Origin of the sequence: Nocardia sp. NPDC046473, assembly GCF_040645995.1 — a bacterium.
In the GTDB taxonomy this organism is placed as follows: domain Bacteria; phylum Actinomycetota; class Actinomycetes; order Mycobacteriales; family Mycobacteriaceae; genus Nocardia.
Map to the genome: position 1 here is coordinate 320,641 of NZ_JBEYZJ010000005.1, position 26,510 is coordinate 347,150.

Annotated in this window: 26 protein-coding genes; 12 read left to right on the top strand and 14 right to left on the bottom strand. The window is 66.8% G+C overall.

Going from position 1 to position 26,510, the window contains the following annotated elements; all coding sequences use genetic code 11:
- Positions 1 to 30: 30 nt before the first annotated feature.
- Complete coding sequence (locus ABZ942_RS19410; protein WP_357383776.1) at positions 31 to 786, top strand: thiopeptide-type bacteriocin biosynthesis protein; 756 nt, start codon at positions 31 to 33, stop codon at positions 784 to 786.
- On the opposite strand, the gene ABZ942_RS19415 is transcribed toward ABZ942_RS19410, so the two are convergent.
- From ABZ942_RS19415 to ABZ942_RS19435, 5 genes are all read right to left on the bottom strand, one after another.
- A complete protein-coding gene (locus tag ABZ942_RS19415) occupies positions 749 to 2,332 on the bottom strand; it encodes an MBL fold metallo-hydrolase (RefSeq protein ID WP_357383778.1) in 1,584 nt (527 codons plus the stop codon). The genes ABZ942_RS19410 and ABZ942_RS19415 overlap by 38 nt on opposite strands.
- Positions 2,333 to 2,350: 18 nt before the next feature.
- Positions 2,351 to 3,802 carry an amidohydrolase family protein gene (locus tag ABZ942_RS19420; RefSeq protein WP_357383780.1) on the bottom strand — a complete coding sequence of 484 codons (1,452 nt, stop codon included), beginning with the start codon at positions 3,800 to 3,802 and terminating at the stop codon, positions 2,351 to 2,353.
- 129 nt (positions 3,803 to 3,931) lie between these two features.
- Positions 3,932 to 4,372 carry a hypothetical protein gene (locus ABZ942_RS19425; RefSeq protein ID WP_357383782.1) on the bottom strand — a complete coding sequence of 147 codons (441 nt, stop codon included), beginning with the start codon at positions 4,370 to 4,372 and terminating at the stop codon, positions 3,932 to 3,934.
- Between the two features lie 26 nt (positions 4,373 to 4,398).
- Positions 4,399 to 5,067 (bottom strand): response regulator transcription factor, encoded by a 669-nt coding sequence (locus tag ABZ942_RS19430; protein ID WP_357383784.1) that lies wholly within the window; start codon positions 5,065 to 5,067, stop codon positions 4,399 to 4,401.
- Positions 5,068 to 5,307: 240 nt separating this feature from the next.
- Positions 5,308 to 8,124, bottom strand: a complete 2,817-nt coding sequence (locus ABZ942_RS19435; RefSeq protein WP_357383786.1) for an AAA family ATPase — start codon at positions 8,122 to 8,124, stop codon at positions 5,308 to 5,310.
- Positions 8,125 to 8,395: 271 nt separating this feature from the next.
- On the opposite strand from ABZ942_RS19435, the gene blsG reads away from it, so the two are divergent.
- From blsG to ABZ942_RS19450, 3 genes are read left to right on the top strand one after another with little or no spacing between them, the layout of a single operon-like run.
- Positions 8,396 to 9,544: an arginine 2,3-aminomutase gene (blsG, locus tag ABZ942_RS19440; RefSeq protein ID WP_357383788.1), complete on the top strand. Its 1,149-nt coding sequence runs from the start codon at positions 8,396 to 8,398 to the stop codon at positions 9,542 to 9,544.
- Positions 9,545 to 9,555: 11 nt separating this feature from the next.
- Positions 9,556 to 10,770 (top strand): MFS transporter, encoded by a 1,215-nt coding sequence (locus ABZ942_RS19445; RefSeq protein ID WP_357383790.1) that lies wholly within the window; start codon positions 9,556 to 9,558, stop codon positions 10,768 to 10,770.
- On the top strand, positions 10,767 to 12,641 hold the full coding sequence (locus ABZ942_RS19450; RefSeq protein WP_357383792.1) for a hypothetical protein: 1,875 nt from the start codon (positions 10,767 to 10,769) through the stop codon (positions 12,639 to 12,641). Before ABZ942_RS19445 ends, ABZ942_RS19450 begins: the two co-directional genes overlap by 4 nt.
- Before the next feature lie 149 nt (positions 12,642 to 12,790).
- Here the strand turns inward: ABZ942_RS19450 and ABZ942_RS19455 are convergent, their stop codons facing one another.
- The 3 genes from ABZ942_RS19455 to ABZ942_RS19465 all read right to left on the bottom strand — a co-directional run bounded on the left by ABZ942_RS19455 (position 12,791) and on the right by ABZ942_RS19465 (position 13,894).
- A complete protein-coding gene (locus ABZ942_RS19455; protein WP_357383794.1) occupies positions 12,791 to 13,030 on the bottom strand; it encodes a PLD nuclease N-terminal domain-containing protein in 240 nt (79 codons plus the stop codon).
- 47 nt (positions 13,031 to 13,077) lie between these two features.
- Positions 13,078 to 13,224: a hypothetical protein gene (locus ABZ942_RS19460; protein ID WP_357383796.1), complete on the bottom strand. Its 147-nt coding sequence runs from the start codon at positions 13,222 to 13,224 to the stop codon at positions 13,078 to 13,080.
- 193 nt (positions 13,225 to 13,417) lie between these two features.
- A complete protein-coding gene (locus tag ABZ942_RS19465; protein ID WP_357383798.1) occupies positions 13,418 to 13,894 on the bottom strand; it encodes a hypothetical protein in 477 nt (158 codons plus the stop codon).
- Between the two features lie 50 nt (positions 13,895 to 13,944).
- Here ABZ942_RS19465 and ABZ942_RS19470 point away from each other — a divergent pair, with 50 nt between their 5' ends.
- From ABZ942_RS19470 to ABZ942_RS19505, 8 genes are read left to right on the top strand one after another with little or no spacing between them, the layout of a single operon-like run.
- Positions 13,945 to 14,868, top strand: a complete 924-nt coding sequence (locus ABZ942_RS19470) for a hypothetical protein (protein WP_357383800.1) — start codon at positions 13,945 to 13,947, stop codon at positions 14,866 to 14,868.
- Positions 14,855 to 16,246 carry a V-type ATPase 116kDa subunit family protein gene (locus ABZ942_RS19475; protein ID WP_357383802.1) on the top strand — a complete coding sequence of 464 codons (1,392 nt, stop codon included), beginning with the start codon at positions 14,855 to 14,857 and terminating at the stop codon, positions 16,244 to 16,246. Before ABZ942_RS19470 ends, ABZ942_RS19475 begins: the two co-directional genes overlap by 14 nt.
- Positions 16,243 to 16,659: an ATP synthase subunit C gene (locus tag ABZ942_RS19480; RefSeq protein ID WP_357383804.1), complete on the top strand. Its 417-nt coding sequence runs from the start codon at positions 16,243 to 16,245 to the stop codon at positions 16,657 to 16,659. The genes ABZ942_RS19475 and ABZ942_RS19480 overlap by 4 nt, the downstream gene beginning before the upstream one ends.
- A 1-nt stretch (position 16,660) precedes the next feature.
- Complete coding sequence (locus tag ABZ942_RS19485; protein ID WP_357383806.1) at positions 16,661 to 16,879, top strand: hypothetical protein; 219 nt, start codon at positions 16,661 to 16,663, stop codon at positions 16,877 to 16,879.
- Positions 16,876 to 17,460 (top strand): hypothetical protein, encoded by a 585-nt coding sequence (locus ABZ942_RS19490; RefSeq protein WP_357383808.1) that lies wholly within the window; start codon positions 16,876 to 16,878, stop codon positions 17,458 to 17,460. Before ABZ942_RS19485 ends, ABZ942_RS19490 begins: the two co-directional genes overlap by 4 nt.
- Positions 17,457 to 19,214, top strand: a complete 1,758-nt coding sequence (locus tag ABZ942_RS19495) for a V-type ATP synthase subunit A (RefSeq protein WP_357383810.1) — start codon at positions 17,457 to 17,459, stop codon at positions 19,212 to 19,214. Before ABZ942_RS19490 ends, ABZ942_RS19495 begins: the two co-directional genes overlap by 4 nt.
- Positions 19,211 to 20,641, top strand: a complete 1,431-nt coding sequence (locus ABZ942_RS19500; RefSeq protein WP_357383812.1) for a V-type ATP synthase subunit B — start codon at positions 19,211 to 19,213, stop codon at positions 20,639 to 20,641. Before ABZ942_RS19495 ends, ABZ942_RS19500 begins: the two co-directional genes overlap by 4 nt.
- A 3-nt stretch (positions 20,642 to 20,644) precedes the next feature.
- Positions 20,645 to 21,352, top strand: a complete 708-nt coding sequence (locus tag ABZ942_RS19505) for a V-type ATP synthase subunit D (RefSeq protein WP_357383814.1) — start codon at positions 20,645 to 20,647, stop codon at positions 21,350 to 21,352.
- Positions 21,353 to 21,415: 63 nt separating this feature from the next.
- On the opposite strand, the gene ABZ942_RS19510 is transcribed toward ABZ942_RS19505, so the two are convergent.
- From ABZ942_RS19510 to ABZ942_RS19535, 6 genes are read right to left on the bottom strand one after another with little or no spacing between them, the layout of a single operon-like run.
- A complete protein-coding gene (locus tag ABZ942_RS19510) occupies positions 21,416 to 21,871 on the bottom strand; it encodes a hydrogenase maturation protease (protein WP_357383816.1) in 456 nt (151 codons plus the stop codon).
- Complete coding sequence (locus ABZ942_RS19515) at positions 21,868 to 23,160, bottom strand: Ni/Fe hydrogenase subunit alpha (protein ID WP_357383818.1); 1,293 nt, start codon at positions 23,158 to 23,160, stop codon at positions 21,868 to 21,870. Before ABZ942_RS19515 ends, ABZ942_RS19510 begins: the two co-directional genes overlap by 4 nt.
- Positions 23,157 to 23,942, bottom strand: a complete 786-nt coding sequence (locus tag ABZ942_RS19520; protein ID WP_357383819.1) for an oxidoreductase — start codon at positions 23,940 to 23,942, stop codon at positions 23,157 to 23,159. The genes ABZ942_RS19515 and ABZ942_RS19520 overlap by 4 nt, the downstream gene beginning before the upstream one ends.
- Positions 23,942 to 24,793, bottom strand: a complete 852-nt coding sequence (locus ABZ942_RS19525; protein ID WP_357383821.1) for an FAD/NAD(P)-binding protein — start codon at positions 24,791 to 24,793, stop codon at positions 23,942 to 23,944. The genes ABZ942_RS19520 and ABZ942_RS19525 overlap by 1 nt, the downstream gene beginning before the upstream one ends.
- Positions 24,790 to 25,284 carry a cyclic nucleotide-binding domain-containing protein gene (locus ABZ942_RS19530; RefSeq protein ID WP_357383823.1) on the bottom strand — a complete coding sequence of 165 codons (495 nt, stop codon included), beginning with the start codon at positions 25,282 to 25,284 and terminating at the stop codon, positions 24,790 to 24,792. The genes ABZ942_RS19525 and ABZ942_RS19530 overlap by 4 nt, the downstream gene beginning before the upstream one ends.
- Positions 25,271 to 26,401 (bottom strand): 4Fe-4S dicluster domain-containing protein, encoded by a 1,131-nt coding sequence (locus tag ABZ942_RS19535; RefSeq protein WP_357383825.1) that lies wholly within the window; start codon positions 26,399 to 26,401, stop codon positions 25,271 to 25,273. Before ABZ942_RS19535 ends, ABZ942_RS19530 begins: the two co-directional genes overlap by 14 nt.
- Positions 26,402 to 26,510: the final 109 nt, after the last annotated feature.

A 26,510-nucleotide genomic window follows, 5' to 3' on the forward strand; every position in this document is an offset into this window, starting at 1 on the left:
AGGACCGATCCGAGATCGGGCGGTCCGAACATGCCCTGGCCGCAGTTGGCGTCGGCGGTCGAGACTTGGCGCGGCGAGGACCGTTTCGAGCTGTGTTTCTTCGTCCGGAAATGGCCGGGGCTGCGGCTCCGTTTCGCCGGGCCCGACCTCGACCAGACGCTGACGCCGGTGTTGTCGGACTGGACCGCGGCCGCCGAGGGCGACGGGCATATCGCCGGATACTGGCCCGCCGTATACGAACCGGAGCAGCACAGGTTCGGCGGACCCGCCGCGATGGCGATCGCGCACCGGCAGTGGGATCGCGACTCGCGCCTGCTCCTCGCGTACGAAACCCTGCCCGCGGCAATGACTCTCGACCGGTATAGCTTCTGGGCGGCGGCGGTGAACAATCTGCTCGAGCTGAGTCTCGACGACGCCGCGGAAGTATGGGATGTCTGGAGTCGGCTGGGAGATCTTGTCTCGCAGGCCGAACCGAGCGCGCTCGACGTCGTGCCGAACCCGATCACACCGGATCTGGCTCGACACCTGTCCCGGATCTCGCCCGAATTGATCGCCTCGCTCGACCCCGGCGAACGACGAATCCTGCAACAGGTAACCGTGAACAACCGGCTGACCGCCGACGCGCTCACCGCGGTGGAGCGCCGCGGTGAACTGACCGTGGGGAAACGATCCTGGCTCACCGCGGCGGCGAACTTTCAGTGCAACCGGTGGGGTCTCGGCCTGCACATACCCGCGCTACGCGGCATGATCACGACGATGATCGACCTGCTGCGTCCGGATCAGTAGCGATATCCGGGCTGCTGACCTGCCTGGTTCCGAACGGCCAGGCGTGACCCGCGGCCCGGATCAATTCGGGCGCGGCGGGCAGGCCGCGCAGGGCGTCGCCCGGCCGCAGCACCCCGACCCGTACCGCCGAGCGCCCCGTGATCGAGCCGGCGAAACGGACTCGGCGGGTCGCCGCGTCGACCACCCGCTCGGGGAAGGGATCGAAGTCGACGTCCTCGGCGTCGGCGGAGCTCCGCCCGTCCAGACACGGCCCCAGGCCGATGGACCAGTACCATGGCGCGCCGCCGTCGCCGTACGGAAACAGATACCGCGCACCCCACCGCTCGGCCACATCGATCGCATCATCGGGATCGTTCATCAGACGCGAGCGCATACCCCACAGCTCGGGTGGCACGAACGGCAGGTAGCCGCTCACCGAGGAGAACAACAATTGTGCCGGGTAGGTGGTCCAGCTGCGGTAACCGCTGAAAACCAGGTCTACCGGCCCGTTCGCCAGATGCCAGTCCGAAGCGACGGTGCGGATATCGCCGCTCCCGTCCCGCCCGCAGTCGGAAACGAAAGCAGCACTGAAGGATTCGGTTTCGATCAGATAGGTGTTGCCCGCATTGCGGACCTCGGGGTGCAGGGTCGGCCCATCGGTCGGCTGCTCACCGTAGAAGGGCAGCGCGTGTACGGTCGCACTGCCGAACCGCTGGGATGTCCACCAATCCATCGTCACGATGTCGGTGAATCCGAGTTCGCGCAGCCGTCGGGCCATGTCGGTGCACAGGATCGTCTCCGGCCCGGTATTCGGGATCACGATGCGAACATCGGTGGGGAACCGGAGCAGCGACGCCGGATCGAAATGATCCGGGTGCGAGTGGGTGATCAACACGACGTCGACCTGCCCGAATTCGCTGAGCGCGTACGGCTGATAGGACGACGGGAAGGCGGGACTTCGGGAGAAGAGAAACGGATCGATGACCAGCTTGGTGGCTCCGGATCGGACCACGACGGTGTTGTGCCCGACGAAGGTCAGGTCCGGCTCCACGTCGGTGCCGGTGCTGTCCGCACCGCCATTTCCGCTGTTCTCGACGAGCAGCCCCGCCCGGCGCAGCGCGTCGAACAGCGTGCGCGCCCTGGCGCTCGGCTCGAAGTCGTCGGGCTGGACGCCCGCACCGGCCAAATGCGCGGTGAGGCTGTGCAGTTCGGGCCATGCGGAGTCGTCGACCCGTAGCCGGAGCTGCTCGCCGGATCTTCGATGGTAGAAGGTGAGCAGGTGGGGCGAGACCGCAGCCGGGTCGGGGTAGAGGAATTCGTCGCGCAACTGCCAGCTGCGCCCCGTGCGGCGGGCGATTTGTTCGAAGGCCCGGCCCGCGGTCACGTTTCGTAACAGGCCGGGTCCGGCGCTGATCAGCGATTCGCGCCCGTGCCGACGCGTGTGCTCGAGCACCGGTGCGAAGATCTGCCGGACCGATTCGCTCGGGCGATCCGTGATGGGACTGCCGAAGGCCGTGTTGTCCAGATACTGAACCGACAGTGCGACATGGGGATCCAGTCGGAACATGCCATTCTCCTCGTCTGCCTAGCTTCGCTCTCGCCACGTTCTGATGGTGGAGATCTGGATTTGCGCTGTGGTTTCGTCGTCGAGCGGGCCACGGTGGAGCTTGCCGAGTTGTCCGATCAGGACGCCGTCGGCCAAGAAGCGACGCAATGTGTCGTCCGTGATGTGCTCGTGCTTCATCCAGGCCGACACCTCGTCCAGCGATTCCAGCCGATGCTGCTGCATGAGCATGTGCAGCTCGCCGGTGATGTCGCCGTCGGCGACGGTGATCTCCGCACCGTCGGCGGCCTGGCGGGCCAGGAGTCGGAACAGGGCCTTCTTGCGCAGCACCGCTTCCGTCTCGCCGGTTCGCGCGAGCACCGACCGGGCTGCCTGAGGGTCGCGCATGACGGGCGCGAACTCGTGCGCGTGCATCAAGGCTTCAAAGTTGCTGCGATAGAAGCGATCTCGCTCGGCCTCGCTGCGTTCCGCCAGGGTGAGCTCGAATTGCCCGAGCGGGTCGAGCCCGCCCTCATCGTGCGGGTAGTCGCTGCCGAACATGAATATCTCCGCACCGCACTCCGCGATCAGCGTCCCGACGTCCTCGAACGGGAACGGAGTGACCTTCACATGACGGCGGAAATAATCACTGGGTGACATCGACAGCCGCTGCCCGTGACTGAGGGGCGCGAAGGACGGCGCCAGATCGAGGCGCCGCAAAAAGCCGGGCACCCACATCGCGCCGTGCTCGATGACACCGCACCGCAGACCAGGGAACCGTTCGAAGACACCGTCGAAGATCAGCGCCGCGAGCACTCGTTCCACCGGCACCGACAGTCCGATGAACGTGAGCTCGGCCAATGTCGTGAGGTGCCCCGGATTTCCGTCGGCGTCGGTCAGCCCGTTGTTCGCGTAGACCCGCGGTACCAGGGGGCCGCCGCTGCCGACATGGAACACCAGCGGGCATTCGGCCTGCTCGAGCATCTGGTACACCGGGTGCAGGTCAGGATGGGTGAGACTGCGCGGGCCGACCGGATAGGTCGGCATTTCGATAGCGGCGCAACCCATTTCGAGCGCCTCGGCGCAGGCTTCGGCAGCGCGTTCGGGCACATCGGGTGCGACCCAGCCGACCGGCAGCAGCCGCGGATCCTGACAGAAATCGATCATGCCCCGGTTGTGGGCCCGCACGGTGCCGTACAACACGTCCGGGTCCGACGCGACGCCGTCGATATCGATCAGGCCGAGGTGACTGTAGGTGGAAAACACCAGCTGGGATCGGAAGCCGAGAAGGTCGAGCGCATGGGCGCGGCCATCGGCATCCGACGCGCCTTTGGCGCGCCAGTTCTTCTCGGCCATCACTGCCTGCGGGGTACTCTCGGCTCCCGTTTCGGCCGGGCCGTCCACGTGTCCCTCGTGCCCGTGCAGATCCAAGGGGCGCAGCCGCGCGCGAATTTCCGGATCAGCGTATCGGATCAGCCAATCGGGCGACTCCATCAAATGACTGTCGGCATCGTGAATATAACGGTTGCCGCAGTATGTCTTTTCCAACGTTCGTCTCCTCCGTCAGGGCCGGAGGGGCCGGCTTATCGGCAACGGCCCCTTCGGCATTTCATTCGATCAGTGTCAGCAGAACCACGGGCACATGATGGTGGTGGGCGGGAACTGGGCTTTGTGCTGGAATGTGCCCATTTCCTCCGCGGTCTGCGGCGCGATCTGGTCGATCTCCTCCTTGCGGATGTAGGTGAACACGCTGATACCAGCGATCGCGTGGGAACCGAGGTCGGCGGTGGCAGGTCCGGCCGTGCGGCCGTCCAGCAGCTCGTTCAGGCGCTCCAGCCCCTGGCCCTTGACGCGCAGCGAGGTCAGCAGGCTTTCCCGAATGAAATACAAGCTGCCGGTCGCGTCCCGCAGAACCAGTCCGCTTTCCGCGCCGGTTTCTTGTGCGGACACTGTCGATATCACTTCGAGTGTTGTCATGCTCATTTGTCCTTTCGGATTATTTCGAGACAGGATTTCCTGCCCCCCCTCATCATCGGAGAGTGGCCGATGCGGTACAACGTCCAATAAGTCCCACCGTCGAATGGGTGCGTTTACCCAGTCGTCCATTGCTCGGCAATGCGCATCAATTGCGAGCGGCGTCGGATTCCTACTTTTTCACGGATTGCTTCGAGATGCCGATTGACCGTCCGCACCGAAATTCCGAGCTCGTCCGCGACTTCCCGATTGTCGTATCCATGCCCCAGGCAGCGCAGTACCTCCCGTTCGCGCGCGGTCAGCCGCGGCTTGTCGTCGGCGCCGCGGAATTGTGCGATGACAGCGGCGGTGAGTTCAGGCGGGATCACGAAACCATCGACGACCTCGGCGACAGCTCGCGCAAGTTCCGCGGAAGTCGCTGTCCTGCTCACATATCCGTGCGCGCCCGCCCGCATGGCTTGGGTGACATGACCGAGGCGGACGTGCCACAGCACAAGGACTCGAACCTCGGGGAACCGCTCACGCACGTGCCGGATGAACTCGATTTGGCCGCCCGTGCCGTCGGACAGATTCCCCATCACCACTACCTGGGGCCGGTGCTCATCGAGCACCTGCCGGGCCTTCTCGATGGTGCCGGCCTCGCTGACCCGAATCGAGCGGTTTGCCTCGAGCAGACCGCACCGCACGCCCTCGCGGACGATCGGATAACCGTCGACCACCAGTACCCACGTCACATGCGGCCCTGGTTGTTCCGCTGCCATCGGGCCGGTGAGATCATCACCCATGTTCCCTCCCGTGCTCACATATCGGTGTTTCGAGGAGCGCCCAGTCGAGACCCGAGGCTGAGGGTTCGAGTTGAATGTCCACCACCTTGTCTGTACGGCAACGGGTTACAGTCAATGCGGTGTGAAAGGTATTCAGAACGTTTGGTTTTCGCGTTTTCCCGGTGTCGTCCCTGGTGATCGACGGCAGGCAGCCGGTGGTCTGGTTGCCGAAATGTGCTGGGGCCGCCGTCATTGACATGCTCAGTTGGCCCGCGCGGCGAGGACGACGGCGGCGGCCACCTGGCTGCGTGCTGAGACGCCGAGTTTGGCGAAGACGTTGGAGAGGTGTTTTTCGACCGTTTTCTCCGTGACATGAAGGTGTGCCGCGATTCGGCCGTTGGTCAGCCCGTCACCGACCAGCTGGGCGATCTGCTGCTCACGTCGCGTCAGTCCGGCAAGGCCGTGCGGGTGCTGGCCGGGGGAGCGTCGGGGGGAGCGCGCGGCAAGCCTGCGGCGTTCGGAAATCGCCTGTCGGGCAAGGCCTGCCGCGCCGCACGCCTCGAATTGTGTGTGCGCGGCCAGTAGTCGCACGGCTGCTTGCTCGTCGTCGCCACATCGGGCAAGGGCGACTCCCTCGACCAGCCGAGCGCGCGCGGCGTCGAGGACCAGACCGGCCGAGGCGAGCGCGTCATGCGCCGTGCCGGTGTCCGCCTCGGCGCACAGTGCCTGGGCCTGGGCAAGTGCGGCGATTCCGCCGCGCCCGGCCAGCCGCAGCGGCTGGGCGGCCAGGTGGCAGCGTCGCGCCCACTCGGCTGCCTCGCGGGGGCGGCCGGCGGCGAGCGCCGCCCTGGTGAGCATTTCGTACCAGCCGACCCGCCACCACGCGCCGACCTCGGGTAGGTCAGGGCCGCCGAGACCGGTGACCTGGCTCAGGCACCGGTCGGCGTCGCCGATCGCGAGACAGGCTTCGGCATAGGCTTTGCGCGCGAACACCGCCGTCAAACCGCCCACCTCGCACGCGACCGCCGCGGCGCCTGTTCGCATCGCTTCGTCTGCGTCACCGGCCCAAGCGGCGATGGCGCATCGCGCGGCCAGCGCGGCGGTCCGCTGTTCGAGACCACCGGTCAGCTCGGCGAGCTCGACGGCTTCCCCCGCGCATTCGGCCGCCTCGGCGAGCCGACCCAGATCGCGCAAGGTCAGTGCTCTGGTGACCAGCAGATCCGGTAAGACCAGATAGCGGTGGAAATCGCGGGCCAGGCCGCGGCCGCGATCGAGATGTCGCAGCGCCTCGGTGGGGCGTTCGAGCAGGAACTCGCCGCGCGCCACCCACAGCGCGGCGTCCAAGCGCTCGGTCAACGCGCCGTCGAGCATGCTGTCCAACAGCGGAACTGCGGCGTCCAGGTGCGCGGCCGCCGTCGACACCGCTCCCGCGGCCGCTGCGGCCGCCGCCGCATGGCCATGCGCGGCGACGTGCAGCGGTAGGCGGTTTCGGTCGGGAATGACGGCCAGTGACTGCGTCGCCGGTAGGCGGCACCCGGCGAGATCTCCGCCCGCAGAAGAGTTGCAGGCGAGTTCGAACGTCAATGCGGCGAGGGCGGATGCGCGCGGCTCGCCCGCTGGTTCCGTTGCGAGGGTGGCGATTTCGTCAGTCAGCAACGCTCGGCCTTCGGCCCTGCGACCCAGCAGCCGGTTGGCCGTCGCGCACAACACCACGGCGTCGGCGCGGCGGCTCGTCGGCTCCCTCGGGAGCAGCGCGAGCACCTGATGTAGCCGCTCTCGGCTCTCCCGCAATCGCCCTGCCGCGATGAAAGCCCGGGCCAGGTCGAGTAGCAGCCGCGCTCGATGGTCGACTGCGGTGTCGGGCAGCAGCCGCAAGGCGGCCGACAGCCACCTGGCCGACATCGCCGGTGAGTAGCCCGAGACCGAGGACGCGGCATCCTCCAGCACCGCAACAGCTTCCGGGTCATCGAACTCGGCGGCCCGTTCGATGTGGTAGGCCTGCACGGACGCGGGGAGCCCCATGCGTTTCAGCGCCGCCGCCACTCTGGCATGGGCGGTGAGCCGCCATGCCGGGTTCGTGCTGGCGTAGATTACCGACTGAACGATGGAATGCCGGAAGGCGAACAGGTTTCCGGTGGCGGGCCGAATCAGATCGAGCTCGGCCATCTCCGTGAATGCGGCCAACACGGTGTCCCGATCGAAGCCGCCGGCATCGGCCACGGCACCGTCGCAGAACAGCTCGCCCGCGACCGCCGCGGCACGGGCAACCTGCTGACTCGGCGGCGACAACGTCTCCAATTCGGCGAGCACTGCCGCCTCGATCGCCACCGGGTACTCGCGTCCCGCTGCGCCGGGACCACCGTTCCTGGCCGCTATCACGTTGCGAGCCAGCACATCTAGATACAGCGGGTTGCCGCCACTGGCGTGGTACAGCGACGGACTACACCGGCCGCCGAGCAACCGATCGGCTTCCCCTTCGCTCAGCGGGCCCAATTGCAGGCGGATCGGCGGCGCTGCCGAGAGCGTCTCCGCGAATGCGGCACGTAGCCGGCCGGGCGCCTGCCGCTGCCGATACGCCAGCGCCAACAACACCGGCCCCGGTGGTGGCCGGCGAACGAGATGAGTGAGCAGGTCCGCCGATTGCTCATCGATCCAATGCAGATCATCCAATGCCAGCACGAGTCCCGGCGTGGCCAATTCCGTGAGCATCAACCGGATTTCCTCGTAGCGGAGGTACCGATCGTGCGCGTCGACAGCGGCCAGTCGCCGACATCCCTGCGTCGCCTCCTCAGCAGTGAACGCATCGAGCAGCACGCCGAACGGCACGTGCTGACGACTCCGTGACGCCTGCGCCGCGCGCACTCGCAAACCACGGGTCGCCGCTAGCGCCATCAGTTCGCCGAGGAGCCGAGTCTTGCCGAGGCCGGGGTCGCCCATCACCTCGATCAGCGCGGACGAACCTCGGCTGAGCCGGTCCAGCGCGTGTTCCATCGCCGCGCACTCATGCTCGCGTCCCACCAAGTCGGGCAGCAGGCCCGAGTCCGGATGTCGTTCGGGCAGTCGCATATCCGGCCTCATCGCCGATCCGTTCGCTGATCACGACCCGCGCACCCGAGGCGACCGGTGCCGGTCGGCTGGTGCCTGTCTGTTGATGAAACGGATTGCCCGCCAGGATGGTTCAGCTCGATCTTTTGAACGATCGACCGCCGACCCTACTTTCGGTGAAAGGTGGGGTTTTCCCCACTGCTGCCTGCCATCGGCCGGACGCACACTCCTGCTGACCGCCTCTTCCGATGTGGCACAACACAAATCATGGCCGTCGCGCGAGCGGCCGGCCGAGGAGCATCGCATGACCATTCCCGAACTCAACTTGCTGACACGGTCGGCCATTTCGGACACCGAATGGTCGGATTCGCGATGGCACATGCGAAACCGGATCACCAGTGCCACGAAGCTTCGCCGGTGGGTGCGTGTCACGCCCGAGGAGGAGGCCGCGATCATCGAGTCGACGGTGAAGTACCGGTGGAGCGTCACCCCGTACTACGCGTCGCTCATGGATCCCGACGATCCGTCCTGTCCGATACGGCAGCAAGCGATTCCGGCCTCGAGCGAGATGGGCGAGTACCCCGGAGCCGAGGTCGATCCGGTGGGCGACACGATCTACCGGAAGACGAACCGCATCGTGCACAAGTATCCGGACCGGGTCATCATGCTGATCACCGAGGCCTGTCCGGTGTATTGCCGGCATTGCACCCGGAAATTCCATACGACGAATCGCGAGGGCAGCTACTTCCGTGACGGGGAGGGGGAGTCCTTCGCCGACGACATGCGTTATATCGCCGAGCATCCCGAGATCCGGGATGTCCTGCTCACCGGTGGCGATCCGCTGTCCTATCGGGACGACAAGCTGGAAGGCATCATCAGCCAGCTGCGGGCCATCCCGAGCGTCGAGATCATCCGGATCGGCAGCCGCTTTCCGGTGCTGCTGCCGCAGCGGGTCACCGACGAATTCTGCGAGATGCTCGCCAAATACCATCCGGTGTGGCTGAATACGCATTTCAACCACCCGAAGGAGATCACCGCGGAGGCGGCTGCCGCGGTCGACCGGCTGCTCCGGCACGGCATCCCGGTGGGTAATCAGACGGTGCTGCTCAAGGGGATCAACGACAGCGTGGCGACCATGCGGCGATTGATGACCGAGCTGTTGCGAATTCGGGTGCGGCCCTACTACATCTATCACTGCGACAACGTCACCGGCGTCTCTCATTTCATGACGACGGTGGACAAGGGCCTGGAGATCATGGACGGTCTGCAAGGTCACATCACGGGGTTCGGTGTCCCGCAGTATGTCGTCACGACCACGATCGGAAAGATCCCGCTCGTCCGCCCCTACCATCGGCTGACCCGAGAAGGCATGCAGCTGCGAAACTTTCGCGGCGAAGAGCTGCTGCTCTCGGGCCCTGCCTATCCGACGGCCGACCCGCGACCGGCCGAGTGACGGTTCTTGATATGGACGGTACGTTGCGCCGCTTCCTCGGTTTCCTGACCTCGCCCGGTGTCCCGGGCCCGGCATGGTGGAGCGTGGTCTCCCGGTTACCGATGTACCTGATGGCACTCGGCCTGGTCCTCGTGATCAGGGAACAGCATGGCGGCTACGGCTACGCGGGTCTCGGCTCCGCGTGCTACACCGTCGGACTCGGTGTCGGCGGGCCGTGGGTCGCGCGAGTGATCGACCGGCATCATCGGCCTGCCCTGTTCGTCACGGGCGCGGTGTTCCCCATCCTGGTCGTGGCCGCGACCTGGCTGACCGGGCCCGGTCCGGCCCAACTCGCGCTCATGGCCGCCGCCGGGGTCACTCAGCCCCCCGTGCTGCCCTACGTCCGTGGGTTGTGGGCCCGTCTCGCCAGGGACCGGGAGAGCCTGGAGATCGCCTACCTCTGGGAGGCACTGCTCGGCGAGGCGCTGATCATCGGCGCACCACTGATTTTCGCGGTACTCATGGCCGGGTTCTCCGCCCGGGCCGCGCTGACGGTGGTGGTGATCCTCGGCGGCATCGGAAGTTGGTGCGTCGCGGTCACGACCGGTGCGGACACCGCGAGTCGACAGCGCGACGGCCGACCTCGAGCTCCGTTCCGCAATCGCGGGATACTCGCGCTGGCCGGTGTCATGGCCGCCTGTCAGCTGCCACTCGGCATGCTGACGCTGGCCATCCCGGCCTTCCTCGATCACGACGGCCGAGGCGCGGGTTCCCAGCGCGTGGCACTGGTCTTCGCGTGCTGGGGCATCGGCAGCACGGTGGCGGCGATCTGGCTCGGGCAACGGCAGTCCGCCGTCGAGGACTGGCGGCGGTTGCCTTGGCAGATACTCCTTTTCGCGGTCGGCATCGGCTTGCTCGGTCTGACCACATCGGATGTTTCCCTCGCGGTCGCTCTCGCGATCGGGGGTGCGCCGATCGCCCTGATCTCGGCCTCGGAGATGTCGCTGTGTAGCCGGCTATCCGATCAGGACTCGCTGGCCGAGGGGTTCATGTGGGCGACCTCGGCCACCATCGCCGGGGACGCGGTCGGCAAACAGTTCGGCGGCATCCTGATCGACCTCGTCGGACCTCACGGCGTGTTCGTGCTCGCTTTCGCCTGTGCCGCTGCGGCATTCGCGGCAGCTTACGCGTGCCGGGGGCTGTTCGAATCACACATCGATACCAACGCCACGGAGGTGGCACTGTGACCTCAGGTCTATTCACGGCATTCGTCGATCTCGAACAGTATGCCGTCGCCGTCGATGATTTCCTCGACAACGAATCGCCCATCCCGGTCTGGACAGGGGAGCGCGACGATCTGAAGGCGGGAATCGCACTCGCCGAAACTCTCTACTCAGGTAGCCGACAGCCAGACCCGGTCGACTACGGGGTTGTCCTCGGAGCCCAGGAGATGGATCGATCCCTAGCGGCACTGGCCGCGCCATTGGCGCGGCGCTGGCTCACCGCCCAAGAACTACTCGACGGCCTCGAGACATACCGGGACAACTCCGTCCTCATCGTCGGCGCCTATCCGCAGCTGCGGTCGGCACTGATCAGGCCGCTGCTACTGGCCAGCCACGACAGCACGATGAACCTGTCGTTCCTCGGCGGTCGCGACCTGAACTCGCTGGCCTGGAACATTGCCAAGCAGTACGCCGAAACCGCGCACGGCACAACCGAGTTCGGGCTGTTCACCGACGCCGACCGTCCGCCGAAGTCCGCCGAAGTCCGCGTGTTCGACACCCGTGATCTCGACCGCGCGGACATCCGCGCGGAGATCCTGACCCGTCGATGGCGCCGAGTCGTCTTCCAGGGCCACGGCAAAGACGAGAGCATCAACCTGGGCTTCTTCACCATCTGTGGCCGCAACGAGCACGTGTCCGCCCAGCCCGGCGCATTCCAGCCGAGGTGCGCACACGGCTGGTCCTGTTACAAGCCCGCGGACAAGCTGATCACCGCCTACGAGGTCCCCGCGGTGGAAGTGGTGCTCAGCGCCTGCAACAGTGGACCGCTGCCGGACCTGGCGCTGTTCGACCCGAAATACCAGCTGATGCTCAATGCCCTCGATGGTCCGGCCCGCACCGTCGTCTCCGCGGTGTCGGTCCACGACTCCGCTCGTCCCGAGAATGTCGCCTGGATTCACGGCGCGCCACGGGAAGCCGACTCGGTGATCCTGCTGAATGCCAGTCTGGCGGACTGTCATCCGTATCCGGCATTCATGCGCTTCGGAATGCCCGGCGCGGCATCATCGACGCCGGCACCTGCCGTCAAGGCCCCCGACGAGCTGGTGCTGCAGACCGGCCGGCGGTTGACGTCGATGCTCGCCGGACATCTGCTGCCGCACAATCATGTGCTCCGCCCGCGCCTGGCCACGCTTGCTCGCAAAGTTGACGATTGGGCTGCGCGGTCTACCGATCTCGCCGACCAGCCGCCCGCCGTGATCCGCACTGCGCTCGCTTCCGATCTCGCCTCGCTGGACTATCTCATCGCCGGTCATGTCGCGGCGAACCCCGAGTCCGAAATCATGCGCTACCCAGCATATTTCGGTAATCGCAGCAGCATCGATCCGAACCCGGAAACCTTCACCTGTCACTGCGGCAACCCCGCGCAACGTTTCGTCAAACGCGGACTGTTGCCCTACACCCTCGACACGATCTGCGGGGTTTGTATGCGCTGCGGCGATGTCACGTTCCAGGTCCCCGAGTCACCGGACCTCCTCGTCTACGCCGAGGACGTCATCGAACAGGGCGAAACCCTCGACGTTCGGCTCCAGCTCACCGCCCCACGGAAGGGGACGGTGCACGTCGGATTGTTCGTTCCCACCTATGTCCGCATGCACTGCGTGGTAGAGCCCGCGCTGACCAAGGTGCGCGTGCGCGCCGAGTCCCCGTGCGACGTCGACTTTCGCATCACCGTGTCGAATTCCGCACCGCCCCACTTCTTCTACATGGTCGGCTTCGCCGTTCAGGATCTGGCGATCACCACTGCGCGCCGACATTTCGGGGTGTTGCCAGGTCGCCATGAACTCGGCCTGGTCGCCACGGGGGAGGCGGGCGCACCGCGCCGAGTGGACTCATGAACATTGTGCGCGCGGACTGATGCCGATCAGCCGTCGGATCCCGTTCCGATCCGCATGGACTGGGCCATGAGGGCGCCGACGATCAGCACGTGATCCTTACCTCCCTACGCGAGCCGTCGAGGATTGCGGTGCTCGAGGTCAGCGGCGTATCAGTCGCTATTCGGTGCGCGTCGTCCGAAGACGAAGTATGCGATGGGTACCGCGCCGATGGAGTTCACCAGAACGATCGCCGTTGCCCACGCGCGTTTCGAGCCGCGGATCTGCTCTGCCGGTCGGCGTCGCAGGTCCAATACTGCCGCTATTTTGAGAATGCCATCGACCACACTCGCAGTCACGATCAACGTGCGGTTGCGTTCGCTCAGATCGCTCCACCGCTTTCTCGCCGACATCGCGCGCTCCTTTCGATAACCGCGTGTGCGTTCGCACGGATTTGTGGTCATCGCGCGAATCGTGGAGCCGCTGGGGCCGAGGATTTCTCGGTGTTCATGACGCTGTCCCACCAGGCGGCCAATGGGCTCGGGTCCGGCCAGACCACCTGGTCTTGGCGGCGGTCGCTGGTGGCCCGGGCAAGGGTGTCGCTCATACGCTACTCCTGGTGTGCGATGTTGCCGGCGTGGCAGCGAGCACGCCGTCGGTGCACTTCCAAGATCGCTCGGCAGGTAGGTGCGTCGCAGGAGCCGAAAGTCCACTTTCCAGCTCCCCTATGTCACATCGGAGCAAAAGAACTGAGTTCATCGTGGCGTGACCAAGGTCCCCGGTCGCAGATCCTTGCGGCTCTATCGCCCGGGCAGCGGACTGCTCGAGAATTGGCAGCACAACTCATCGAGACCAGGGGAGTCCGGATGCCGCAGTGGCGGAATTTCCTCGAACGTTTTCGGCCTGCGGGTGCGCCGGGCGCGGCGATGCCGCGGGGCGTTCCCGCGGATCGGGTCGCCGATGTCGCCGCCGAGCTCGCGCCATTGTTCGGACTGCTCGATGAGGTCCATGCCGAGGTCGAACGGATTCGTCGCGAGGGCGACGACCAGGCCGATGAACTGCGGCGCGACGGTGAAAAGCGGGCTGCGGCCATAATTGAGCAGGCCAGGGCCCGTAGCACGGTCGTCGAGGCCGAAGCGTTCGCCCGGCTTCGCGCACAGATCGGCGCGCAGCAGGCCCACCTCGATGCCACCCACACCGCGGAACTCGAACGGCTGCGAGCCCAGATCGCCGCTCGCATGCCGGAATACATCGATCGTGTGGTGACAGAGGCGCATGCTCTCATCGCGGAGGTGTGTGGACCGTCTGCGCTCGGAGCGGTCGACGGATGAGCGCGCAATGGGTTGCCGGAAATGTGCGCGCCAAGGCGTTGCTGAATCGGCGCATCGGTATCGCGCGAGCGCGGGAACTCGCGGGGTCGCCGTCGCTCGCCGCGGCGCAGCGAGCGCTCGCCGACAGTCCCTATCGGCGTACAGTGGCCGTCGGTCAGCTGCTGGAGGAGTCCGAATATGGTTTGGGCGCAGTGCTTTTGTGGCAGCTTCGAGTGCTCGCAGGCTGGCAGCCGCGCGCGGGAGCGGGTGCGATTCGCTTGCTGGCCGGCGGTTTCGAAGTAGCGAATGTGTGTTCGCACGCCAGGATGTTGTCGGGTGCGGCCCCGGAAAGGTCGTTCGAGGCGGGTGCGCTGAGTATCGCGTGGTCTCGTCTGCGGGAAACCACCTCGCTCACCGAACTTCGGCGGGGGCTCGCGCAATCGGCGTGGGGCGATCCGGGTGGTGATTCGCCTTCCGACATCGCCGTCGGTGTCCAGCTCGGCTGGGCCCACCTGGTCGCCACCGGTGTACCCGAGGCCGCCGATTGGGCGGTCGGCGCAGCGGCGCTGCTGGTGGCGCGTCACCGATTGGTCGAGCACCGCGGATTGACCGATGCAGCAGGCAGGGTCGCCGCGCGACTGCTCGGCGCGACCGCCGTATCCGCCGCCGACCTGCCCGCCTTCGCCGCAGGATTGCCAGCGCGCGCTGGCTGGGCGCTGACCGGCGTGGCTTCGATCGAGGATCTCTGGCGTGCCGAATTCCAGTGGTGGACAACAGTCGACCAGGCCGGACAGGCGTTGCTGCGCCATCCGCGATTCGATGCCGCCGTACCCATCGGCGCGGTCGCCGTCCTGGCCGCCGACACCTGGCGCTGCCGGGCCGCGCTGCAACTCGCAGCGGGCGGCGGCGCGCCGATCGAGGTCTACGATGCGCTGGTCTGAGGCGATGACGCCGGTTCGGATGCAACGGATAGCGCTGGCCGCTCCCGCCGCCGCGTTGCGTGACATGCTGGTGAATGTTGCAGTGGCGGGCGTGGTGCAGCTGGATGATGTTGCTGCGGAAGGCCATTCACCGGTCGGCGCGGGGCAGGGAACTGCCGAGCGCCCGCCCGTGCTGTCGATAGCCGAGCCCGATCTCGACGCGCTCCGCCGCGCCGATCGCGACGATGTGCTCGCGGGGGAGGCGCAACTGCGGGCCTACGCGGCCGGTGCGACCCACCGCGACGAGGTCGCCGCGCTGACCGGCTGGTGCCCGGCGGCTGAATTGGACCAACTCGCCACCCGATTGGCCGGTGTCGGCGCGGCCGTCGTGCCGATGCCGCAACCGCTCGGCGTCGACCCGCCGACCATGCTCGGCGACCACGACGGGCTGGAGCAGGCCTTCGCCCCGTTGGTGCAGACCTACGGAGTCGTCCCGTACCGCGACATCGACCCGACGATTCCCGCCGGTATCGCGTATGTGGTGATGTTCGGGATGATGTTCGGCGATGCCGGACACGGCATCCTGCTCATGGCGGCGGCCCTGCTGTTGCGCGTCGGCCGGATCCGCCGCCTGGCGAGCCTGCGGGACTTGTGGTTGTTCGTCGGGGGCGCCGGTGCCGCGGCGACTTGCTTCGGCTTGCTCTACGGCGAATTCTTCGGCCCGACAGGCGTTTTGCCGGTGGTCTGGTTGGCGCCGCTCGATGACCCACTCCGGTTGATCGCCGCCGCGGTCGCGGTGGGGGCGGTATTGCTGGCCGTCGCCTACGGGATCGGGATCGTCAATCGCTGGCGCGAGGGCGGTATCCGGCTGGCGCTGTACGCATCGTCTGGGATTGCCGGTGCCGCAGTCTTTCTCGGGATCGGGGTGGTGGTCGGTGGTGTGCTGCTGGGTGTGACCGCGCTACTGGCGCTCGGCGTCGTGGTGACGCTGGTCGGTCTGTTGCTGGCGGGCTTCGGTCTGTTCACCGAATCCGGCGGCGGCGCAGCGGGAATCGCGCAGACCGGGGTGGGATCGTTCGACCTGCTGATCCGGCTCGGCTCGAATCTTGTGTCGTTCGCTCGCCTGGCCGCGTTCGGTATGACCCACGCCGCGCTCGGCTGGGTGGTCTGGCACGCCACCGTGGGTTCGACCGGTCTCGGCCCGCTCGGAGTAGTCGCCGCCGTCGTTGTTTTCCTCGTCGGCAATGTGGTCACGTTCGCGTTGGAGGCCCTGGTAGCCGGCGTGCAGGCGATGCGGCTCGAATTCTACGAACTGTTCTCCCGGGTCTTCGTCGACGAGGGCCGTCCCTTTCGCCCGTGGCGAATTCCGACCATCACTTCGGAGGATGCATTGTGTTGACTTGGCTCGTTACATTGCCCGCGCTGGCAGCGGGTTTCGCGGTCAGTATCGCGTTGCTGCGCGGTCGTGGCCGGCTCGCCCGGCGATTGTTCTACACGGTGAACGGGGTGCTGGTGATCGGCGCGTCCGTCGCGCTGGTCCTGGCCGCGCAGGCCGGCCCCGCCGCCGCCGACCCGGTTGTCGCCGGACAGGGCGGTGGGGGCAATTGGGCCGCGCTGCTCGGTGCGGCGATCGCGGTGGCCGGGTCCTCGATCGGCGCCGCGATCGCCGTCGCGTACACCGGCGCCGCGGCATTGGCCGCGCTCAGTGAACGACCGGAACTCTTCGGCCGTGCCATGGTGATCGTCGGCTTGGCCGAAGGCATCGCCATCTACGGTTTGATCGTCTCCGTCATCCTGATCGGAAAAGCGTGACATGGGGACGGTATCGGTCATCGGCGCAGCCACGCTGATCCAGGGATATGCACTGGCCGGAGTCGCCGTGCTCGTCGCTGAGGACGCGGCTGCCGTACGCCGGGCGTGGAACTCGCTCGCGCCGCACACGACCCTGGTGATCCTCACTGCGACAGCCGCGGAATATCTTGCTACAGAACGTGATGCGCAGACAGCTTTGACTGTGGTGATGCCGATATGACGGTGCTGGACAACGATCGAGCCCGTGCCGCGCTGGCGCCACTCGTCACCGAACTGCTGCGCCGTGCCACCGCGGATGCCGGACAGGTGCGCGCCGATGCCCAGGCGGCGGTCGGTGCCGCACTGGCGAGTGCCGAAAGCACGGCGAAGACGATCGAGTCCGGCGCGACCGCCGCCGGCGAGGCGCACGCGACCGCCGATCTGGCCGCCGAACGCGCGCACGCCAGGCGAACCGGCCGCAGCGAAATACTTGCCGTGCAATCCGACGCCTACCGGCAACTGCGCGCCGAGGCGATCGCCGCGGTGCAACGTATCGGCACCGAAGCGGAGTATCCCTTGCTGCACAACAGATTACGCACCGTAGTCAGTGAACTGCTCGGCCCGGAGGCGGTGATCACCGACGATCCGAGCGGCGGGATAGTCGCGGTGACCGGTGACCGCCTGGTCGATCTGCGCCTGTCCACCATCGCGACCCGGGCGATCGAGCGGGTCGAACCGGAACTCGGCGAATTGTGGACTCCTGCAGGCACTGTCGGCCGCGGCCCTGCCCAGCTCGAGTCGTCCATTACCCGCCCCCGATGACGGACGAATCGGCCGCACAGGTCGAGATGCCACGCATACTGCGCGTAGCGGGGCCGCTGGTCGAGGTCGAGGGGTTCGCGGGCGCGGCGATGAACGACCTGCTCGCGCTCGGTGTGTCCGGTTTGCTTGCGGAAATCGTCGCGATCCGCGAGGGCATGCTCACCGTGCAGGCTTATGAATACACCGGAGGTCTCGCACCCGGCGATGCGGCGGTGCCACTGCGCACGCCGCTGTCGGCGGCATTGGGACCGGACTTGCTCGGCGGCGTATTCGACGGACTGCTGCGGCCGCTGGCGTCCGCGTCGACCTGGCTCACTCCCGATGCCTACCGGCAGCACGCCGAGCGACAGTGGCGATTTCGTCCGGTCGTCGAGCTCGGCGACGAAGTCGATGCCGGTGCGGTCCTGGGTCTGATCACCGATGCCGGGCCGGTCGAATATCGGATCCTGGTGCCGCCCGGATCCGGTGGAGTCGTGAAATCAGTTGTCCTGGAAGGCAATTACCCAAGCCACGCAGTGGTGGCGACGGTTGCCGCGACGCCGGTCGCCATCACCGGGAGTTGGCCGGTGCGGGTGGCGCGTCCCTACGCCCGGCGTCGAGACGGCGTCGAACCGTTGCACACCGGTCAGCGCGTACTGGACTTACTGTTCCCGGTGGCCAGAGGCGGCACGGCCGCGGTGCCCGGTGGGTTCGGTACCGGTAAGACGGTCATGTTGCAGCAGCTGGCGAAGTGGTGCGACGCCGACGTGATCGTCTATGTCGGCTGCGGAGAGCGGGGCAATGAAATGGCCGAGATCGTCGCGGAACTGTCCGCACTGACCGATCCGCGCACCGGTGGACGGCTCACCGACCGGACCGTCATCATCGCCAATACCTCGAACATGCCGATGATGGCCAGGGAAGCCAGCATCTACACCGGCGTCACCGTTGCCGAGCACTTCCGCGACATGGGCTATGACGCCGTGGTGATCGCGGACTCGACGTCGCGCTGGGCGGAAGCATTGCGAGAGTTCGCTTCTCGAACCGGGCAGCTGCCGGCGGAGGAGGGCTATCCGGCGAATCTCGCGTCGGCGCTGGCGGCGTTCTACGAGCGAGCAGGCTCGGTCCGCACGCTCGGCGGCCTGCCTGGCTCGGTGACCGTGGTCGGCGCGGTATCGCCACCGGGCGGTGATCTTTCCGAACCTGTCACCACGCACACCGAACGATTCGTCCGCTGCCGGTGGACGCTGGATCGTGACCTCGCCTATTCCCGACACTATCCCGCGGTCTCCTGGTCCGGATCGTTCTCCCGAGACAGCGACGCATTGGGGATAGTGCAAGTGGCGGCGGGTGATTCGGGGTGGCTCGCGCGCCGAGCCCGGGTGGCCGGCGTGCTCGCGGAGGCCGAGCGGCTCTCGGCACTGACCGAACTCGTCGGCATCGATGCGCTACCCGGACACCAGCGGATGGTCGTCCTCGGCGGTCGACTGCTGCGGGAAGGAGTACTGCAACAGAGCGCGCTGTCGGACAACGACGCCTACTGTTCATCGGAAAAGACTGCGGCACTGGTGGAATCGATGCTCGCGGTGCTGGACCGCTGCCAGCAGCTGGTGGCGGCCGGTGTGCAGGCCCAGCAGATCGAGGAGCTGGACTTCGGGCCACTGATCCGAGTGCGCGAGGCTGCCGGAGCCGACGACACCGCCGCCGTCCGGGGCTGCCGGGACAAGATCCTCGCCGTGCTCGCCGAGTTGACATCCACCGGGACCACACGATGACCGGGGCCGGACGGAGCTGGATCGACTACACCGAGATACGTGAGCTGCGTGGACCATTGGTGGTTGTTGCCGGTGTGACCGGCGTCGGCTGGGATGAATTCGTCGTCATCGAACTGGGCGACGGCACCGTGCGACACGGGCTGGTGCTCGAGGTGGATCGCGACCTCGCGGTGGTTCAGGTGCTGGAGGGGACCGCGGGCATGACTGCCAGGCCGGCGCCGGGCCGGTCGGGGATCCGGATCGAATTCACCGGGCAGCCCTTGCGGATTCCGATCGGCGACGGCTGGTTGGGTCGAACCTGCAACGGCCGTGGCGAACCGGTGGACGGCGGACCGCCGGTGACCGGTGCGCGACGCAGACCGGTGTCCGGCACCCCGCTCAACCCGACACGGCGCGACCCACCCGCGGACCCGGTGCTCACCGGGGTATCCGTTATCGATGCGCTTACCACTGTGGTACGCGGGCAAAAACTTCCGGTGTTCTCGGTGCCCGGCCTGCCGCATCTGGAGCTGGCCTGCCAGATCGCGGCACGGGCCACTACCGGCGGTGAACCGTTCTGTGTCGTGTTCGCGGGCCTGGGTCTCACGCACACCGATGCTGCGTACGTACGCGACGTACTCGACGACCGCAGCGCGGCAGGGGAATTGGCGTTGCTGCTGAACATGGCCGACGACCCGGTGATCGAGCGGCTGGTGACACCACAGTTGGCGTTGACCATCGCGGAACATCTCGCATTCGACGGTGGGCGGCATGTGCTCGTCGTGCTGACAGACATGACCAGTTACGCGGAGGCGTTGCGGGAGGTGTCGGCGGCCCGTGGCGAAATCCCGGCTCGCCGAGCATATCCCGGTTATCTGTACAGCGATCTCGCCGGAATCTATGAGCGCTGTGGACGGATCATCGGTCGCCCCGGATCGGTGACCGTAGTGCCCGTCCTCACCATGCCGGGTGGTGACATCACGCACCCGGTACCCGACCTCACCGGGTATATCACCGAGGGCCAGATCATCCTTTCCGCCGAAATGCACGCGCGTGGGATATATCCACCCGTCGACGCGTTGTCTTCGCTGTCCCGATTGATGCACCGTGGCGCGGGTCCCGGCCGGACCCGCGACGATCATCTGCCGCTGGCCGCGCAACTACTGGCAGCCCTCGCGAAGGCCCGGCAGGTACGCGAGCTCAGCGACCTCATCGGCACCGACACGCTCGGGCGTACCGAACACGCCTATCTGGATCTCGACGACGCGTTCGGACGCGACCTCGTGCAGCAGCGCAGCGACGAGACCCGGGATCTGGCGGAAACCCTCGACCGCGCATGGCGCGTAGTGCGCCGACTGCCACGCAGTGCCCTGACGATGCTGCCCGAGGCATTGATCGACGCCCACGAGCCACGGCCAGACGAGGTCTCCGAGGCCGGAAGGGATTAGGCGATGGGAACGCTGCGGGTACCTCCAGGGCGGGCCGGGCGGCAATGGCTGCGCGGCCGTCTCGGCATTGCCGAACACGGCCTGTCGCTACTGGAGCAGAAGCTGAAAATCCTGGAGCGGGAACGTGATCGGCTGCGAGTCCTGGCCGAGCGGTCGCGATGCGAATGGGAATCGACCTGTCTCGAAGCGCGGACCTGGCAATTGCGCGCGGTGCTGCTCGGCGGTCAACGCTCGATTCGGCTGGCCGCCGCCGACCGGCCGGCCGAGATGTCCATCCACTGGGCGACCGCGGCAGGCGTCCGCTACCCGGACCGCGTCGAATTCGTACTGCCGCAAGGTTCGACACGCGCCATCCCGAGCAGTTCGGTCATCGTCCACGCGCAATCGGCGCACCGTGCCGCCGTCGGCGCCGCTGGACGATACGCCGCGGCGGCCGCCGCGGTACATGCCGTCGAACGCGAATACAGCACCACGCGCATCCGGGCACAAGGGCTGCACCGCCGTCGCATCCCCGACCTCGTGGCAGCGCTGGCCCGGGTCGAACTCGCGCTCGAAGAGCAAGAACGCGCCGAGAACATCCGACTCAGACGTGCCATCGAAGGCGGGGGCGGTCACCGTTCACGCGGTCCTGCGGCGCGGCAGCCTGCGGCGGATGTCGTCGGCACCTCAGACGATGACCGGGTACGGCGCGGTGAAGGCGAGCATCCGTGACACGAAGGACATCCTGTTCCGCGATGCCCCAGGGGCATCCCGAGCCGATATCCGGGCAGGCGGCTATCGAGCCAACTCCGCCAACACCGCCTGGACGATCCGCGGCACCGCGGCGCTGACGGGCTCGGACAGGCCGAGGCCGAGATCGAGGCAGGCCGCTTCCACGGCGATGACGACGAGTGCGCCGGGCATCCGGTCGAGTGCGCGGCCCAAAGGCACCGCGTCGGGTACACCGAGTGCGTGCGAGCTGGCGGCGGTGGTGAGTCCGCGCAGCGTGTCGATATCGGTGCGCCAGATCCGGCCCGGCGTCGACGGTTCGCAGAGCACCGCGTCGACAACGATCGCGAGATCGATACCGGCCCACACGTCGAGTAGCGCGACCGGTTCACCGTCGCACAAGGTCACCAAAACACCTGGCAGGCCGAGTTGTTCGATCTGGTAGGCCACAAGCGGACCGATGCCGTCGTCGCTGCGGTATTTGTTGCCGACGCCGATGACAACGGCCCGTGGATCGGTCACCGGCGCACCACGTCCATGTCCAGGAAGTGCGCGGCGCAGGAGATGCACGGATCGTAATTGCGGATCGTCCGTTCGCAGAGCGTGGTGAGCGCGGTGTCGTCCAGGTCGAGATTGGCCGAGACGACCCGGCGCAGATCGTTCTCGATGGCGGCCTGGTTCTGCGACGTCGGGGGAATGATGGTGGCCGAACGGATGATCCCGTCCGCGTCGGATTCGTAACGGTGGTAAAGCAATCCACGCGGCGCCTCGCTCACACCGTGCCCGATGCCCGCCCGTGGCTCAGTAGGAACCGCTGGGCGAGAAGGGCGTTCATATTCCGCGATGATGCGCAGCGCTTCGTCGATGGCATACACGATTTCGACGGCGCGCACCAGGATGCTGCGGAACGGGTTGCGGCATTCGGCGCCGAGTCCGATCTCGGTCGCGACCTGGCGGGCGAGCGGCGAAAGCTGAGCAGAGTTGAGGCTGTATCGGGCCAGCGGCCCGGTCAGGTACATTCCGCCGTCGAGTTGGGCGTGCAGTGCGGTGGAATGCGGTACCTGTTGCTCGATCACGTGCGCGAGAAAGTCTGCCGCCGAGAAGTGCAGCCCGCTACTGGTGTGCACGTCCCCGCGGTCGATGGCGTATCGGTCCGGCTCGATGGCGGCGAGCAATACGTGATCGAGGTCGAGTTCGGGAAAGTCGAAGCCCGCCGCCCAGCGCGCGGTGTGCACGGCGTACTCCTGTGCGCGGCGCAGTTGCTCGGCGATCGGCGCGAACGCGGCGCGGTCGGGCACCGAGTAGAAGCCGCCGATCCGGACATTGATCGGATGGATCGAGCGACCGCCGATGAGCTCGAGCACCGCGTTGCCCGCCTTTTTCATGGCCAGTCCTTGTTCGACGAGATCGCGGTGGTCGGCAGCCAGCGTAATCGCGTCCGGATAGCCGAGGAAGTCCGGAATGTGCAGCAGGTGGATGTGTAAGGCATGGCTGGAGATCCACTCCCCGCAATACAGCAGCCGTCGCAGGTCGGCCAGCGGTCGATCCAGTTCGATGCCGCAGATCTGCTCGAGCGCATTGCACGCGCTGGTCTGATACGCCACCGGGCAGATGCCGCAGATCCGGGCGGTGATATCAGGCGGCTCGGTATAGGCGCGGCCGCGCAGGAACGCCTCGAAGAATCGGGGCGGCTCATAGATGTTCAACTCCGCGCGTTCGACGACGCCATCGGTGACCACAATTCGTAGCGCGCCCTCTCCTTCGACCCGAGCCAGCGAGCTGACTTTCAACTGTCTGCTGCGGTGACTCATGCCGGTGCCTCGTTACGTTCGCTCATCGCGGCCGCTTCCGCGAAGGCAGCGGCGCCCGCCGCGAATGTGGTGAAGACCCGGTCGATTTCGCTCGTGGACATGCCGTTGATGCGCAGAATAGGAAGCAGCGCACCGACATTAGGTCTGGCCATCGGACCGAAGCAGCCGAAGCAACCGCGATGGTGGGCCGGGCACAAGGCGCCGCAGCCTGCCTGCGTCACCGGGCCGAGGCACGGAATGCCCTCGGAGACGGTCACACACGTGGTGCCACGGCGTTTGCACTCGGTGCACACGCTGGTGTTCGGAATGTCGGGTGCGCGCCCGGCCAGGAACGCGCACAGTGTGTCGAGCAGTTGACGCCGATCGATCGGGCAGCCGCGCAGCTCGAAATCCACCGGCACATGCGCCGAAATCGGGGTGGAGGTCGCGAGCGTGGAAATGTGCTGCGGACTGGCGTAGACCACCGACGTGAACTCGGTGATGTCGGCGAAGTTGCGCAACGCCTGGATGCCGCCGTGGGTGGCACACGCGCCGATCGCCACCAGAATGCGGGACTGTGCGCGGATGTCGGCGATTCGGCGCAGATCGTCCGGCGTGGTGATCGAACCCTCGACCAGCGATACGTCATACGGTCCCGGCCGCACCGCGCTGGAGGCTTCGGTGAAGTGCGCGATAGTGACTCGGTCTGCCAGGGTCAGCAGCTCGTCCTCGCAGTCGAGCAGGGTGAGCTGACAGCCATCGCAGGAGGTGAACTTCCAGACCGCGAGTGTTGGTGTGCCCATCACAATTCCTTTGTGGCGAGCAGTGGTTGGGCCACTGCGTAGTCGACGATCGGGCCGTCCCGGCAGACCAACAGCGGACCGAGTTGGCAGTGGCCGCACCGAGCGACACCGCACTGCATGTTGCGTTCCAGCGATACTCGAATGTCGGTTGCGGCAATTCCCTTGCGCAGCAACGTTTGTGCGCAGAACCGCATCATCGGCTCCGGGCCGCACAAAAACGCCGTTGTTCGACCGGGGTCGAGCCGAAGTTGAGCCAAGGGCTCGGTGACGAAACCGATCCGACCGTCCCAGTCCGGTGCGGGGTGGTCCACCGTCTGCAGTAGTTCGATCGAATCGGCGGGCTGCCAACCGGTGTGGTCGTCGCGGAACAGGATGTCCGCCGGTGTGCGGGCGCCGGTGATGAGGACGATCCTGCGATAGTGGTCGCGGGCCGCCAGCGCGCCGAGCACCACCGGTCGCAGCGGTGCCAAACCTACTCCGCCACCGACGATAACGAGGTCGTGCCCGACGGCCGACTCCAGCTCCCATCCGGTGCCGAACGGTCCGCGCACACCGATCACGCCGCCCACCTCCGTATCGTGCAGAGCGGCGCTGACCGCGCCGACGGCACGGATCGTATGCTCCAGCACGTTATCGCGGGCGGCCGGATTTCCGCTGATCGAGATCGCGACCTCACCCACCCCGAAGCTATACAGCATCATGAACTGACCCGCTCGAAACTGTTGTGCCGCATGGTGAATCGGTTCCATCAGCAGGGTCACGGTATCGCGCGTCTGCGGGGTCCGCCCGACCACCCGGTAGGGCAGCATCGCGTCGGTCGCCGCGGATCGCGCCGGTGCGTCGACGCTCATCGGCCGCTGTCGATGCGGTACGGAGTGCAGGTTTCGGCAGGATTGCGGTAGAGGTCGAGCAGCCGGGCCCGGGTGGCCTGCAACCGCTCGAGCAGCGCTTCGAACAGCGCCAGCGTGAGCGTGTGGCCGAATTTCGGGTCGGCGTCGGCACGTTCGGCCAGCGTCGCCGCGTCGAATTCGATGGTGTCCACCACTCCGGCGGCCACCGCGCCGAAATGCCACTGATACGGCGGCACCAGCCACGACCAGCCGAGCAGATCACCGCTGCCCAGGGTCTGGACGACGACCTCGCCGCGTCCGGGGACGTGTGAGTCGAGCAGGACCCGACCGTGGCGGATCAGCCAACACCGTTGCGCAGGTTGCCCTTCCACGATCATTCGCTGCCCGGCGAGGAAGGACACGTGGCGCGCGGCCTGAGTCAATGTGGACAGTTCGGCCGGGCTCAGCGCGGACAGGGGCGCGAACGTCGCCAGTTCGTCAGCGGTGGTCATCGCCGGCCCGTTCCGCCGATTCGGCCAGCCGGGCCACCTCCGCGGTGATATCGATGGCAGCCGGGCACCACGCGATGCACCGCCCGCACCCCACGCATCCAGAACTGCCGAACTGGTCGTACCAGGTGCTCAGCTTGTGGCTGATCCACTGCCGGTATCGGCTCTCGCCGGACTGCCGCACGCTACCGCCGTGCAGATAGGAGAAGTCCAATTCGAAGCACGACGCCCACCGCTCCCAGCGCTCGGCGTGCTCGCCGGTGAGGTCGGTGACGTCCTCGGTGGTGGTGCAGAAACAGGTCGGGCACACCATGGTGCAGTTGGCGCAGGTGAGGCAGCGGCTCGCGACGTCCTGCCAGTGCGGTGACTCCCGGGAGTCACGAAGCAGTGCCCGGATGTCGACATCGGGCATTTCGCGGCCCATCCGGCCCGCGGCCGCCGACACCGCCGCCCGCGCCTGCTCGATCTCGGACTGCCGCGCGGGGCGCGCGATCACCTCGGCGAGAATGCGCGCGCCGTCCTCGCTGCCCACATCGACAAGGAACCGGTGGCCCGCGTCGTCGACGCGCTCGGTGAGTGCCAGATCGTAGCCGGCCGAGACACCAGGCCCGGTACCCATGGATACACAGAAGCACACGCCACCCGGCTCGGTGCAGTTCACCGCGACGACGAACAGATCCTTGCGCCGGTCGACGAAGCCGGGGTCGGGATGTGTCCCGCCGCCGAGCACCCGACCGAGGATCGCGATCGAGGTGAGGTCGCAGCCGCGCACGCCGATAAACGCCGAACGCACCGGCACATCGTGGATCGGCGTTGCCTCCAGGTCCGGCCCGACCGTCGAGATCTTGCGGCGGGGCGGGTGCAGGAACTGCTTCCACGACCCAGGCCCCGCCGAATGCGCGAAAACCGCGTCGTCGTCGCGTCGGTGCAACCGATATCGGCCGGGGCCGGTTTCTACGCCCCACCCGGCAGGAAGTTGTGTTCCGGAGTCGAGTTCGTCCACCACGATCGCGCCATCGCGAACTTGGGGCCCGATAACCCGATAACTGTTCTCGCGTAGCACATCTATCAGCCGGTCCAGTGCGGGCCGATCGATCACCTCGGTGTCACCAGGCAGCATCGGAGGCTCCGTTCGTTCGGATAGCAGGTCGACTTACCGTGCACCGCGGGTTCTCTTGTCGAGTCTGCTCGGACGTACCCCCGGTAGCGAGGGGCGAAAGTCCTCGGAC